14 protein-coding genes are annotated in these 12220 nt (G+C 73.1%); 11 read left to right on the plus strand and 3 right to left on the minus strand.

All coding sequences use genetic code 11. The annotated features are described in order from the left end of the window. Positions 1 to 7 precede the first annotated feature (7 nt). Together GA0070562_RS04330 and trxA are read right to left on the minus strand one after the other, a co-directional pair. Positions 8 to 2062 carry an intein-containing Rv2578c family radical SAM protein gene (locus tag GA0070562_RS04330; RefSeq protein WP_338060905.1) on the minus strand — a complete coding sequence of 685 codons (2055 nt, stop codon included), beginning with the start codon at positions 2060 to 2062 and terminating at the stop codon, positions 8 to 10. A gap of 96 nt (positions 2063 to 2158) precedes the next feature. Next, positions 2159 to 2521, minus strand: a complete 363-nt coding sequence (gene trxA / locus GA0070562_RS04335) for a thioredoxin (RefSeq protein ID WP_091415120.1) — start codon at positions 2519 to 2521, stop codon at positions 2159 to 2161. A gap of 547 nt (positions 2522 to 3068) precedes the next feature. Between trxA and GA0070562_RS04340 the strand changes: the two genes are divergently transcribed. From GA0070562_RS04340 to GA0070562_RS04385, 11 genes are all read left to right on the plus strand, one after another. Further along, the gene (locus GA0070562_RS04340; RefSeq protein WP_013283894.1) at positions 3069 to 3584 is read left to right on the plus strand and encodes a MaoC family dehydratase; all 516 of its coding nucleotides are present in this window, start codon (positions 3069 to 3071) and stop codon (positions 3582 to 3584) included. 94 nt (positions 3585 to 3678) lie between these two features. After that, positions 3679 to 4170, plus strand: a complete 492-nt coding sequence (locus tag GA0070562_RS04345) for a hypothetical protein (protein ID WP_091416184.1) — start codon at positions 3679 to 3681, stop codon at positions 4168 to 4170. A 35-nt stretch (positions 4171 to 4205) separates the two neighbouring features. Next, entirely contained in the window at positions 4206 to 4829 is a 624-nt protein-coding gene (locus GA0070562_RS04350; protein WP_091415122.1) for a TrmH family RNA methyltransferase, read from the plus strand. 103 nt (positions 4830 to 4932) lie between these two features. After that, on the plus strand, positions 4933 to 5619 hold the full coding sequence (locus tag GA0070562_RS04355) for a DUF6758 family protein (protein WP_338060906.1): 687 nt from the start codon (positions 4933 to 4935) through the stop codon (positions 5617 to 5619). Positions 5620 to 5737: 118 nt separating this feature from the next. After that, positions 5738 to 5896 carry a hypothetical protein gene (locus tag GA0070562_RS30185; RefSeq protein ID WP_013283898.1) on the plus strand — a complete coding sequence of 53 codons (159 nt, stop codon included), beginning with the start codon at positions 5738 to 5740 and terminating at the stop codon, positions 5894 to 5896. A gap of 6 nt (positions 5897 to 5902) precedes the next feature. Beyond that, the gene (locus GA0070562_RS04360) at positions 5903 to 6760 is read left to right on the plus strand and encodes a PH domain-containing protein (protein WP_091415127.1); all 858 of its coding nucleotides are present in this window, start codon (positions 5903 to 5905) and stop codon (positions 6758 to 6760) included. Between the two features lie 93 nt (positions 6761 to 6853). Next, positions 6854 to 7564 (plus strand): SigE family RNA polymerase sigma factor, encoded by a 711-nt coding sequence (locus GA0070562_RS04365; protein WP_091415130.1) that lies wholly within the window; start codon positions 6854 to 6856, stop codon positions 7562 to 7564. A 56-nt stretch (positions 7565 to 7620) separates the two neighbouring features. Then, the gene (locus GA0070562_RS04370; RefSeq protein ID WP_254663721.1) at positions 7621 to 8838 is read left to right on the plus strand and encodes a WD40 repeat domain-containing protein; all 1218 of its coding nucleotides are present in this window, start codon (positions 7621 to 7623) and stop codon (positions 8836 to 8838) included. 10 nt (positions 8839 to 8848) lie between these two features. After that, positions 8849 to 9715 (plus strand): PHP domain-containing protein, encoded by an 867-nt coding sequence (locus tag GA0070562_RS04375; RefSeq protein WP_091415138.1) that lies wholly within the window; start codon positions 8849 to 8851, stop codon positions 9713 to 9715. A 31-nt stretch (positions 9716 to 9746) separates the two neighbouring features. Continuing rightward, on the plus strand, positions 9747 to 10361 hold the full coding sequence (locus tag GA0070562_RS04380) for a MarC family protein (protein WP_091416190.1): 615 nt from the start codon (positions 9747 to 9749) through the stop codon (positions 10359 to 10361). Between the two features lie 129 nt (positions 10362 to 10490). Next, positions 10491 to 11324: a RecB family exonuclease gene (locus tag GA0070562_RS04385; RefSeq protein ID WP_225853266.1), complete on the plus strand. Its 834-nt coding sequence runs from the start codon at positions 10491 to 10493 to the stop codon at positions 11322 to 11324. A 13-nt stretch (positions 11325 to 11337) separates the two neighbouring features. Here the strand turns inward: GA0070562_RS04385 and GA0070562_RS04390 are convergent, their stop codons facing one another. After that, a complete protein-coding gene (locus tag GA0070562_RS04390) occupies positions 11338 to 12189 on the minus strand; it encodes an oxygenase MpaB family protein (protein WP_091415144.1) in 852 nt (283 codons plus the stop codon). Positions 12190 to 12220: the final 31 nt, after the last annotated feature.

A 12220-nucleotide genomic window follows, 5' to 3' on the forward strand; every position in this document is an offset into this window, starting at 1 on the left:
CCGGTCGCTAGAGCAGGGAGAGCTGTTCGGCGGCCGGGGCGGGCGGCGGGGTCTCCGGCAGCCGCCTGTTGTCGCCGGTCTCGCCGCGGTGCAGCCCGTGCCGGCGTGCCGCCATCCTCACCCGGGCGGTCACCTCCCGCTGGTACGCCTGCGGCGCGTACGAGCCGGCCTGGTAGAGCTGCCGGTAACGGGGCACCAGGTGGGGGAACTCCCGGGCCAGCCAGCGGGCGTACCACTCCCGCGCTCCGGGCCGCAGGTGCAGCGGCAGCGGCGTCACGCTCGCCGCGCCGGAGGCGGCGACGGCCGCGACGGTGGCGTCGATCGACTCCTCGTCGTCGCTGAGGCCGGGCAGGATCGGCGCCATCAGCACGCCGACGGAGAAGCCGGCGTCGGTGAGCCGGCGGACCGCGTCCAGCCGACGGCGCGGGCTCGGCGTGCCCGGCTCGGCCGCCCGCCAGAGCACCTCGTCGACGAACCCCACCGAGTACGACAGCCCGACCCGGGTCACCTCGGCCGCCTGTCGCAACAGGGGCAGGTCGCGCAGCAGCAGCGTGCCCTTGGTCAGGATGGAGAACGGATTGGCGAAGTCCCGCAGCGCCTCGATGATCGGCGGCATCAGGCGGTAGCGGCCCTCGGCCCGCTGGTAACAGTCCACGTTGGTGCCCATGGCGACGTGCGCGCCGCGCCAGCGCGGGGCGGCCAGCTCGCGCCGGACCAGCTCGCCCGCGTTGACCTTGACGATCACCTTGCGGTCGAAGTCGGCGCCCGCGTCCAGGTCGAGGTAGGTGTGGGTGTTGCGGGCGAAGCAGTTGTGGCTGACCACGCCGTTGGCGATGAAGTCGCCGGTGCCGGTGGTGATGTCCCACAGCGGAAGCTCCAGGCCGAGATCCTCCACCGCTGTCACCTGGAGTCGCGCCGCGCACTTGAGCGCCATGCCCTCGATCGAGCGCCGGGCGGTGACGGCCGGGTCGGTGAGGTGGAAGAAGCGCAGCCGCTCCGGCAGCCCGCCGGTCAGCCGGAGCTGGCGCGTCGCACCCGGGGCGCCCGGCACGTCGAGCGCCCACCGGAAGTCGAAACGCTTCAGCGCGCCGGCCGCGCGGGCCCGGCTCTCGTCGTCGGCGACGCTGATCCGGAACACGCCCCGGTGGCATGTGCCGGCGGCGTCGAACATGCCGGCCAGGTAGCCCAGCGCCCAGTCGTCGGTCGGCTCGTCGGGTGGCTCGCACAGCCCGGTGACGGCCTCCGCCGGGCCGGCTGTGCGTACCACAGTGGTCGTCGCCCGACGCCCGACGCGGGCGACGGTGGCCCGCTCGACGGTGACCCCCGCGTCGGTCAGATAACGCTCTGCCCGGTCCAGCGCCTCGGACTCGGCGGTGGCCAGCCGGAACCGGGTGTCGCGTCGATGACCGGAGGGGTCGTCGTCACGAACCAGGGCGTGCAGGTAGCCGCGGCGGTAGTCGGCCGAGCGCTTCGGCGCCACCGCGAACCGGCCGGTGCCCAGCAGCCGGTTGCGGCTGGTCAGGTGCGGACGGCGCCCGCCGCCGCGCATGGTCCCGGTGACGTGCTTCCAGCCGCGTTCGGTCAGGAACCGGTGGTCGCCGCTGGCGACGAGCGTGGTGCCGTCGGCCAGGGTTACCCGGTAGGCGCGCTTCACAGTGGACCACTTGTCGAGCACTGTCGTCACGACGTAGTGGCGGTAGGCGCCGCGCCGCCGGGTGCCGTAGATCCGGTCGCCGGGCTCCAGCTCGCTGATCGCCTTGGTGCGGCCGTCGGCCATCAGGATCGGTGTGTCGCCGCCCAGGCAGTAGACGCAGGCGTGCGAGCAGCCCCGGTAGGGGTTGATCGTCCACTCGAACGGCACGCGCGACTGGCCGGGCACCCGGTTGATGATCGACTTGGCCTGGACCTCGTAGAAGGTCATGCCGGCGAAGTCCGGGGTGTCGAACGTGCGGGTGACGGCGCCGGGCAGCGCCAGCGGCAGGGGTGGAGCCGCCGGCGCCGCCCGATCGGGAGTCCCCTCGTCCGGGGGAGCGGAGAGGTTGTCCCAGCGCATGGCGTTCATTCGAACACGTGTACGAACAAAGTGCAAGCCGCCCGGTACGAGAAACGCCGCCGGCCGGTGCCCGGAGCGGGGCACCGGCCGGCGGCGTCTGGAGCGTCAGTGGTTGTGCTCGGCCAGCTTCTTGCGGACGTCGTCCATGTCCAGCGCCTCGACCTGCTCGATGAGGTTCTCCAGCGCCGACTCCGGCAGCGCGCCCGGCTGGGCGAAGACGATCACACCGTCACGGATAGCCATGATCGTCGGGATGGAGCTGATGTTGAACTTGGCTGCCAGCTCCTGCTGCGCCTCGGTGTCGACCTTGCCGAAGGCGATCTCCGGGTGCTTCTCCGAGGAGCGCTCGTAGACCGGGGCGAAGCGCTTGCACGGGCCGCACCAGTCCGCCCAGAAGTCGAGCAGGACGATCCCGTCGCGCCCGGTCACCTCGTCAAAGTTGGCCGTGGTCAGCTCAACCGTTGCCATTTGCTCTCTCCGATCACCGCGGATTGTCGTACGTCCGGTGGAACCAGGGTCAGTCCGTCCGAATTCCCGTCGCGGGGGTGACGAAACGCTGAGCGCCCGGACGGTGACCCTGAGCACATCGAACACCATCTGTTCGGCCCGTCCGTGCGGAACGCAAATGCATGCCGCACTTGCGTGACGGGATGTGATGGGAGCGTTTCCAAGGAGATCACGCTCTGTTTCTGCTACGTATCGGTAACTTCGGGCCTGACGAGCATCTATCCGGCCTGCGGAGATCGCTTACCGACCTCGTGTCGGTTACTTTGAGTAGTGTTACGAAAAGATAAATGTGACCTCCGTCTCTGTCGGTGCCGGGCGGTCGTACGGCAGAATTCTTCGCATCAGAGCGTGGGCGGCGGGTGCCGGGGAGGGCCCCGCCGCTCATTGCGTCCGGACCTCGGTAGCCCCCGGTGTGACATTTCCGCCGGGCGAGCGCCCCGTCCCTCGCCTTAACAAGCGATAAGGCATGCTGTGCCGAACTCCATCGCCGCCCGTGAAGGGGACAAGGATGCAGTTCGGCCGCTACTACGAGGAGTTCGAGGTCGGCGCGGTCTACCGGCACTGGCCGGGCAAGACGGTCACCGAGTACGACGACCACCTCTTCTGCCTGCTCACCATGAACCACCACCCGCTGCACATGGACGCGCACTACGCCGAGTCCGCCTCGCAGTTCAAGCGCAACGTGGTGGTCGGCAACTACATCTACTCGCTGCTGCTGGGCATGTCCGTGCCGGACGTCAGCGGCAAGGCGATCGCCAACCTGGAGATCGAGTCGCTGCGGCACGTCGCGCCGACGTTCCACGGCGACACCATCTACGGCGAGACGACGGTGCTGGACAAGCGGGAGTCGGCCTCGAAGCCCGACCGCGGCGTGGTTGCGGTCGAGACCCGCGGCTACAACCAGGACGGCACGCTCGTCTGCGTGTTTCGCCGCAAGGTCATGGTCCCCAAGAAGGAGTACGCGGCCGCCGCCGTCCCGGACGGCGTCGACCCGGAGCGCCCCAGCTTCCCCGAGCCGCGCTGACCTGAGACTCTCCGGCCACCGGGCCTCGTTCTCCGTTCGGCGGGGACGGGGCCCGGACCTCGTCCGGGGGCATATGCTCGGGCTGGAGGTGCCCATGAGCCACTCCGTAGCCGGAGAGCCGCCTTCCGCCGGTCGCCGCGCCGCACCACTCACCACCGCCGCCTACTCGGCGGCGGAGTGGGACCTGCTGACCGACCTGCCGGGCCGCGTCCTCGTCGCCGCCGCCTCGCCCGGGCCCGGGCGCCCGCCGCGCGGCGTCGCCGCCGGTCTGGCCGGCCTGGACGCGGTGGCCGCCGGCCGGGCCTTCGACAGCGATCTCGTCCGCGCCGTGGTCGCCGCGATCTACGCCCGCCACGACGGCGCCACCGAGCGGGACGAGCGCCTGACCGACCTGGTCGACCTGCTGGCCGCCGCCCGGGCCGCGGTACGGGTGCTGCGCCGCCGGGCCGACCCGGCCGACTCGGCGGCGTACCGGCAGTGGGTGGAGTCGGTGGCCGCCCGGGTGTGCCGGGCCGGGGAGACCACACCGAGCCCCGCCGACACGCGTTTCCTCGACCGGCTGGGCGGCGCGCTCGACCTGCGCTGACCGGGGACGCCGCCGGGCCGTACCCTCTGCAGACCGTGACCGACGACCAGCTCGACGTGGGTGTGGGGCCGTGGCCCGGTGACCCGCCGGACGACCCGCGCTACGACCCGGAGCTGCTCGCCGCCGGAGACCGGCGCAACGTGGTGGACCGCTACCGCTACTGGCGGCGCGAGGCCGTGGTGGCCGACCTGGACCGGCGCCGGCACGACTTCCACGTGGCGATCGAGAACTGGCAGCACGACTTCAACATCGGCACCGTGGTCCGCAACGCCAACGCCTTCCTCGCCGCCGAGGTGCACATCGTCGGACGGCGGCGGTGGAACCGGCGGGGCGCCATGGTGACCGATCGCTACCAGCACGTCCGGCACCATCCGACGATCGAGGAGTTCGTCGCGTGGGCGCGCGACGAACGGCTGGCGGTGGTCGGGATCGACAACCTGCCCGGCTCCCGGCCGATGGAGACGGCCGTGCTGCCGCGCCGATGCGTGCTCCTGTTCGGTCAGGAGGGGCCGGGGCTGTCGGCGGTGGCCCGGTCGGCCTGCGACGCACTGTTCTCCATCGCCCAGTACGGCTCGACCCGGTCCATCAACGCGGGTGTGGCCAGCGGCATCGCCATGCACGCCTGGATCCGGTCGTACGCCGGGCCGCCGCCGGACTGAAACGCCGCGTGGGTCCACCGCCGGACGGAAATCCCACGCTCGTCGGCCCGCCCCGCTTGACGCCTCGCGGGTCCGGGGCGACGGTGAGGGTGTGACTGTCGCGGTGAGTTGTCCGAGATGTGCGGGCCCGGTGCGCGAGCCGGACCTGATGCACGCCGAGCACCGGTGCGTACGCTGCGGCCCGGTCGCGCCGCTGCACGTGCCGGAGCACATCAGCGCCGAGATCATGGCCAGCGTGGTGGACCGGATGGCCGCCGACCCCGACCCGGCCGACCGGCTCCGGATGCCGCTGTGGTGTCCGTGGCCGCTCCCGCCGGGCTGGACGCTCACCGGCGTGGCGTGGGCGGGCGACGACCGAGCGGGCGTACGGGCGACGCTGGTCGCCTGCGCCGGACCGGCCCCCCTGGACGGTGGGCCGGCCGACCTGATCTTCGTCGCCGAGGAACCCGGCGTCGGCCTCGGTTCCCGCTACGCGGGACTGCCCGGACCCGACCCCGGCCCGCAGGTGGAGGAGGCGCTGACCGATCCCGGCCCTGGTCATCCCGAGCGGCTGCCGCACGCGAAGATCCGGGTGGACGGTCATCCGACTCCACTGTGGCTCGTCCGCTCCGAAACAGATCGAAGCGCGTACGCCGGCGAGGCTCGGGGAATGTGGCTCCATGCGATAGCCTGGCCGGCGAGTGCGGGTCACCTCCTCGCGGAAGAAGTCGTGCTGCACGACCTCACCGAGTGGACACCACCCGAACTCGTGTACGGCGCACCATCTCCGTACCTGCACGGGCGGGCCTGACCGGCTCGCCACGGCGAGTCGGAGAGCGGACGCAGATATTCACGGTAAGACACCATGCTGATACTCTGGGTGCCGCTGCGGTAAACGGACCCGGCGCCGCGCGAGAGGATGGCCCGCTATGGTCAAGAAGGTCCTCACCTGGGCCGGCATCGCATTCTTGATCTTCTTTGTTGCGTACCGGCCCAACTCCGCCGCCGACGTCTTCAAGTCTCTCGGCGGCGGCATCATGGACATCGCGCAGGGCTTCGGCGACTTCTTCACCAACCTCGTCGCCTAGCCGCCCATGGGAAGCCCTTCCGGTCCACCCTTCGACCCGGACGACCCCGACCGGGCCCGCCGGGAGCGCGACACCGAGCCGATCCCCCGGATCGACCCGGACGACCCTCCCAGCGCCTACGGCCCCGGCCCCTACGGCGGGGATCCGGACGACGCCGGCTACGGCGGCGCCTACGCCGGCGAGGGGCGCTCCAGCCGCGCCTGGGCGCGTGACCCGGAGGGCTTTCCGGAGCAGCCCATCTCCGAGGAGGAGTTGGCCGGGCTGCGGGCCGACGCCACCGGCATGGCACCGCGCCGGGTGCTGCCGCTGGAGGACGAGCCCAGCTCACTCGTCGCGCGCTACCTATTCCCCACCGAGCGCTACCGGGGCGAGTGGAAGCGGCACTGGATCCATCTCACCACCCCGATCATCGTCGGCGTCGCGGCCACGTTCGTGCTCGGCTACCTTTCCGGCTTCCTCGCCGGTCGGGACGTCGGCGCGCTGACCACTGTCGCCGTGCTGCTCTGGTTCGGCGTGATGGGCTGGGTCGCCTGGCGGGTCGCCGACTGGTGGTACGACCGGTTCATCCTCACCAACAAACGGGTGATGGTGGTCGCCGGCATCATCACCCGGCAGGTCGCGATGATGCCGCTCACCCGGGTCACCGACATGAAGTACGAGCAGAGCCCGACCGGCCGCGCCCTCAACTACGGCACGTTCGTGCTGGAGTCCGCCGGCCAGGAACAGGCGCTCCGGGTGATCAAGAACCTGCCCAACCCGAACGAGCTCTACCTGCGTGTGGTCGAGGAGATGTACGAGCCGCAGGCGGTCGAGGCACGGCTGGGCAAGGAGGCCGACGAGGCCAAGGCCGACGACGGAGCCTGAAGCTTTTCGTCCGAACATCGGATGAACTGCACACCTTCCGCCATCGACCCGACCGGCCCGGCCGTGGCATTCTGCCAGGCAGGACGGGGGGAGATGAGCGTGGTGAGCAGAGATCCGCTGGAGGAGGAGTTCCGCGAATTCGTCGCGGCCCGGTCCGGCGCACTGCTGCGCACCGCGTACCTGCTCGCCGGTGACTGGGCCACCGCCGAGGACCTGCTCCAGACCGCCCTGACCAAGACCTACCTCGCCTGGAAGCGGCTCGGCGGGATCGACGCCATCGAGCCGTACGCCCGCCGGGTCATGGTCAACACGTCCACCAGCTGGTGGCGGCGTCGCTGGCACGGCGAGCGCCCCACCGAGGTGCTGCCGGAGCGCGCCGGTGTCGACGAGATCGAGCAGCAACTCGACCGGGACGCGCTCTGGCGGCACCTCCAGGCGCTGCCGGCCCGGCAGCGGGCGGTGCTGGTGCTGCGCTTCTACGAGGACATGTCCGAGGCGCAGACCGCCGCGCTGCTGGAGATCTCCCCGGGCACGGTCAAGAGCCAGACCTCCCGGGCGCTGAACACGCTGCGCCGCCGGCTCGGCTCCGAAGCGGCCCTGAGCCTGCCCGCGCCGGCCGACGCGCCCGCGGCGAACCCGTCCGCCCCGACCGCGCCCGCAGCGGCCCGCCGGTCCGTCCCGCCGGGCCGGGGCGCCGAGCCGACGGGTACCCCGGTGCGACGGCCCGCCGCCCGGGTGCCCCGACCGGTCCCACCCACGACTCCGGCGCGCCCCGCGGTCCCGATCCCGGCGGAGAGCCGATGAGCGGCACCGGGCACCACTGCGACAACCGGACGGGCAGCCCGGAGCGTCCATTCCCCGTGAGCGACGACGAGCTGGAGCGGGCGCTGCGGGAGACCCTGACCCGCCGCGTCGCGACGTCCCGCCCGCTGCCCGCGGACCCGGCCGGCGAGATCCTGCGCCGGGCGCGGCGCAGGGGCCGGCGACGTACGCTCACCGGCCTGGCCCTGGCCGGGGTCGCCACCGTGTTCATCACGACCGGGGTGGCGCAGTTCAGCGCGTCCGGCGTCGACGGCGGCACGCCCACTGTGGTGCTCGGCGACCCGCCCGTCCTCTTCCCGTCCCCGGAGCCCTCCGGGCCGTCCTCGATCACCCGTTTCGGGCCGGTCCGCACCGAACTCGACCTGCTCGTCGGTGACCGGCTGGACACCAGCGGCGGCGAACGGCGACAGCTGCCCGGTGTGAGCGGCGTCGAACGGGCCCAGCGGATCCACGACCAGGAGGGCTGGCTGCTCACCTCGGCGGCCACCGTCGCCGGCCGTACCCTCTGGTGGGCGCCGGTCGGTGGCGCCGCGCCGCAGGTCATGCTCGCCGCCGCGGACGCGGTCGCGGTCTCCGCGGACGGCCGCCAGGTGGCCTGGCGGGACGGCCCCGACGTGATCGCCGCCGGTGTGGTCGCCGGCCAGCTCATCGCGCCGGTCCGGACCGCCGCGCCGGACGGCGCCGTGCCGGTCGGCTTCGCCGGCGACTCCGTGCTGATCCAGCACTCCGGCGACGGCGGGATGAGCGTCTGGGACCGCGCGCTGGGCGGGCAGCCGGGCCCGGTGAACCCGGACGTACGCGCGGTCTACGGCACCCGCCCCGACGGCCGGGTGGTCGCGCTGGTCGCCGCCGGCCGGGATCAGCAGCGCTGCCTGGCCCTGCTCGACCCGGCCCGCGACCTCGCCCCGGTGCGTACCGGGTGCGGCCTGAAGCTGGCCACCGACGGACTCGGCGCCGTCTCCTCCGACGGCCGGTGGCTGCTCGCGAACGGCACCTCGCGCACCGCCCTCCTGGTGGACCTGGCCGACCCGGCCAGCCCGGTCACCCACCCGGCCGGCCCGGTGCTGGCCGCCGGCGTGGCCTGGACCCGGGGCGGCGTGGCGCTGCACGTGGACGCGAGCGGCGGGCTGGTCCGGGTCAAGCCCGAGCGGGTGCTGGCCGGTGACCGGCCCACGGCCTCGAAGGTCGAAGGGCTGGCGCCGGAGGACCACCCGGTGGTGGTGGCCGACGTCCCCACGGTGCCCGACGGGGCGTAGCGTCGGGCGGGTGAGCGTCCCCGCCCGCATCGACCTGCACACCCACTCCACCGCCAGCGACGGCACCCTGACGCCCGCCGAACTGGTCCGGGCCGCCGCCGACGCGGGGCTCGACGTGGTGGCACTCACCGACCACGACACCACCGCGGGGTGGGCGCCGGCCGTCGCCGCCCTGCCGCCCGGCCTCACCCTGATCCGCGGCGCGGAGATCTCGTGCCGCTGGTTCGGCGCCGAACCGGCGATCCCGCTGCACCTGCTCGCCTACCTGTTCGACCCGGCCGAGCCGCACCTGGCCGCGGAGCTGGCCCGGGTCCGCCGGGCCCGCGAGGAACGCGGCGAGCGCATCGTCCGGCTGCTCCAGGCCGACGGCATCCCGGTGAGCTGGACGGAGATCCTGACCGGCGCGGGCGGCGGCACCGTCGGCCGCCCGCACATCGCGCAGGCGCTGATCCGCGCCGGTCTGGTCGCCACCACCACCGAGGCGTTCGGACCGGACTGGCTCGGCGATCGGTACCGGCTGCCGAAGGACGACATCGAGGTGTTCCAGGCGGTGGCGCTGGTGCGGGCGGCAGGCGGCGTGCCCGTCTTCGCCCACCCGAAGGCCAGCCGGCGCGGCCGGATCGTGCCGGACGAGCTGATCGCGGACCTGGCGGCGGCCGGCCTGGCCGGGCTGGAGGCCGACCACGAGGACCACGACCCGGCCGAGCGGGAGCACGTCCGCGGGCTCGCCGCCGACCTGGGACTGCTGGTCACCGGCTCGTCCGACTTCCACGGCACGCACAAGACCGTGCGGCTCGGCGCGTACACCACCGGGCCCGAGGCGTACGAGCGGATCGTCGCGCTGGCCCGCGGGGTGACCCCCGTCGCTTCAGGCTGAAGCGCTCCGACGGCACGGCTACCGTGTGCGCGTGGATCTCAAGCTCTTCGGCGAGGTCTTCGTGACCCTGCTGGTGATCGTCGACCCGCCCGGAATGATGCCCATCTTCCTCGCGCTGACCGGGCCGCTGCCCGCACGCGACCGGAACCGGGCCGCCTGGCAGGCCGTGGCGCTGGCGCTCGGGGTCATCGTGATCTTCGCGGTGGCGGGGCAGACGATCCTGGCGTACCTGCACGTCGACCTGCCCGCCCTCCAGGCGGCGGGCGGCCTGCTGCTGATCCTGGTCGCGCTGGAGCTGCTGACCGGCAAGGCGGACGACCCGAGCCAGCAGGTCACCTCGAACATCGCACTGGTGCCGCTCGGCACCCCGCTGCTGGCCGGGCCGGGCGCCATCGTGGCGACCATGCTGTTCGTGCAGCAGGCCGGCGGTCCCGTCGACTACCTCGCCATCGGGCTGGCCATCGTCGCGGTGATGGTGACCGTCTGGGTGGTGCTGCGCTTCTCCGGCGGGATCGTCAAGGTGCTGCGCCCCGGCGGCATCGAGGTGCTGACCCGGATCGCCGGCCTGCTGCTGGCCGCCATCGCCGTGCAGCTCATCGCCGACGCGATCGCCGCGTTCGTGACCCAGTACCTCAACAACGCCTGAGCGCTTCCTCCGCTGTCGTACCGGGGTGGCAGGATCTCAGGGGTGCGACGACCGTCAGCAGCCGGCCCCACCGGCTCCCGGGCTCCCCGACCCCGCGCCGAGCAGGCCGAGCAGCTCGGGTTCGAGGGCATGCCGGAACGCCTGTTCGTCTGCACCCCGAGTAAACTCGGCGCGTACGCGGACTGCCCCCGCCGCTACCGCTACGCCTACGTGGACCGGCCCGCGCCGCCGAAGGGCCCGCCGTGGGCGCACAACTCGCTCGGCGCGAGCGTCCACACCGCGCTGAAGAACTGGTACGCGCTGGCCCTCGACCGCCGCCGCCCCGAGGTGCTCGGCACGCTGCTCAAGGGCACCTGGGTCCGCGAGGGCTACCGCGACGACGAGCAGGAGCGTGACGCGTTCCGGCGCGCGCTGACCTGGCTGGAGAGCTACGTGGCGGGCCTCGACCCGGCCGACGAGCCGGTCGGCGTGGAGCGGGTCGTCGCGGTCAAGACCGCTGTGCTCGCGTTCAACGGCCGCACCGACCGGATCGACTCGCGCCCCGGCCCGGACGGGCGGCCCGAGCTGGTCATCGTCGACTACAAGACCGGCCGCACCGGGCTCGACGCCGACGACGCGCGCGGCTCGCAGGCGCTCGCGCTCTACGCGTACGCGGCCGAGCGGGTGTTCCGCAAGCCGTGCCGCCGGGTCGAGCTGCACCACCTGCCCACCGGCACTGTCGCCGCCCACGAGCACACGCCGGAGTCCCTGCACCGGCAGCTCACCCGCGCGGAGGACACCGCCCGCGACATCATGGCCGCCGAGCGCGCGGTGGCCGACGGCATCGACCCCGACGCGGCGTTCCCCACCGAGCCGGGTCCGCGGTGCGGCTGGTGCGACTACCGGCGTACCTGCCCGACCGGCGCGCAGACCCCGGGCAAGGAGCCCTGGTCCGCCGTCGAGCGGTTCGCCGAGCCGCAGTGAGTGCGCGGCGCCGTCACGCCGCGGTCAGGCGGGCGGCGCGTTCCTTGGCGGCCTGCTGCAACGGGCCCTCCCGGTAGCGCCGGGGCACCGCCGCCAGCGCCAGTCGCAGCGCCCGCGCGCTCAGGTCCGCCGACAGCGCGGTGGTGGGCAGGCCCAGCCCGCCGTAGAGCCGCAACGCCCACGGCGGCAGCATCCCCAGCGCGGTGGCCGCGATCCCCAGGTACGCCCAGCGCGGCGGCCCCAGGTTCAGGCCGACCCGCGCCGGCAGGCTGACCTTCCACGGGATCGGCGGCGCGGTCAGGAACAACGCGGTCTCGGCCGCCTCCCGGGTCATCCGCAGCTGCGGGCGTACGTCCCGGTAGTAGTCAGCCACCTCGGCGGCGGTGCCCGGTACGTCGTCCGGGTCCAGCCCGACCAGGGCCGCCGACCGGCGTTGCTCGGTGTAGTAGCCGTCCACCTCGTCGTCGGTGAGCGCCAGACCGGCACGCCGGGCGGTGCTGACGAACGACTCGACCTCGGTGACGTGCACCCAGCGCAGCAGCTCCGGAGCGTCGACGCGGAACTCCTCACCGGTGAACGGGTCGGTGGCGCGCATCCGGGCGTGCCGCGTACGCAGCCGTCGCCCGGCCGCCTCCGCCTCGGCGGTGGTGCCGTAGATCGTCGTCCCCACGTAGTTCGCCGTGCGGACCAGCCGCCCCCAGGCGTCGGTGCGGTAGTTGCTGTTCTGCGCGACGCCGGCCATCGCGCGCGGGTGCAGCGCCTGGAGGTAGAGCGAGCGCAGGCCGGCGACGATCAGGATCGGTTCCTCGTGCACCTTCCACGTGACCGATCCCGGACCGAAGAGGCCGAGATCTTCGGTGTCCACCGATCAAGAGTGCCACGCGCCGTCGCCGGGC

The sequence above is a fragment of the Micromonospora tulbaghiae genome (assembly GCF_900091605.1).
Classification (GTDB): Bacteria; Actinomycetota; Actinomycetes; order Mycobacteriales; family Micromonosporaceae; genus Micromonospora; species Micromonospora tulbaghiae.

Bases quoted from the DNA above. Each gene is read 5' to 3' on its own strand.
- GA0070562_RS04345 (WP_091416184.1), top strand. From the start codon at position 3,679: ATGAGCCACTCCGTAGCCGGAGAGCCGCCTTCCGCCGGTCGCCGCGCC.
- GA0070562_RS04360 (WP_091415127.1), top strand. From the start codon at position 5,903: ATGGGAAGCCCTTCCGGTCCACCCTTCGACCCGGACGACCCCGACCGG.
- GA0070562_RS04365 (WP_091415130.1), top strand. From the start codon at position 6,854: ATGAGCGTGGTGAGCAGAGATCCGCTGGAGGAGGAGTTCCGCGAATTC.
- GA0070562_RS04385 (WP_225853266.1), top strand. From the start codon at position 10,491: ATGCCGGAACGCCTGTTCGTCTGCACCCCGAGTAAACTCGGCGCGTAC.
- GA0070562_RS04330 (WP_338060905.1), bottom strand. From the start codon at position 2,062: ATGAACGCCATGCGCTGGGACAACCTCTCCGCTCCCCCGGACGAGGGG.
- GA0070562_RS30185 (WP_013283898.1), top strand. From the start codon at position 5,738: ATGGTCAAGAAGGTCCTCACCTGGGCCGGCATCGCATTCTTGATCTTC.
- GA0070562_RS04340 (WP_013283894.1), top strand. From the start codon at position 3,069: ATGCAGTTCGGCCGCTACTACGAGGAGTTCGAGGTCGGCGCGGTCTAC.
- trxA (WP_091415120.1), bottom strand. From the start codon at position 2,521: ATGGCAACGGTTGAGCTGACCACGGCCAACTTTGACGAGGTGACCGGG.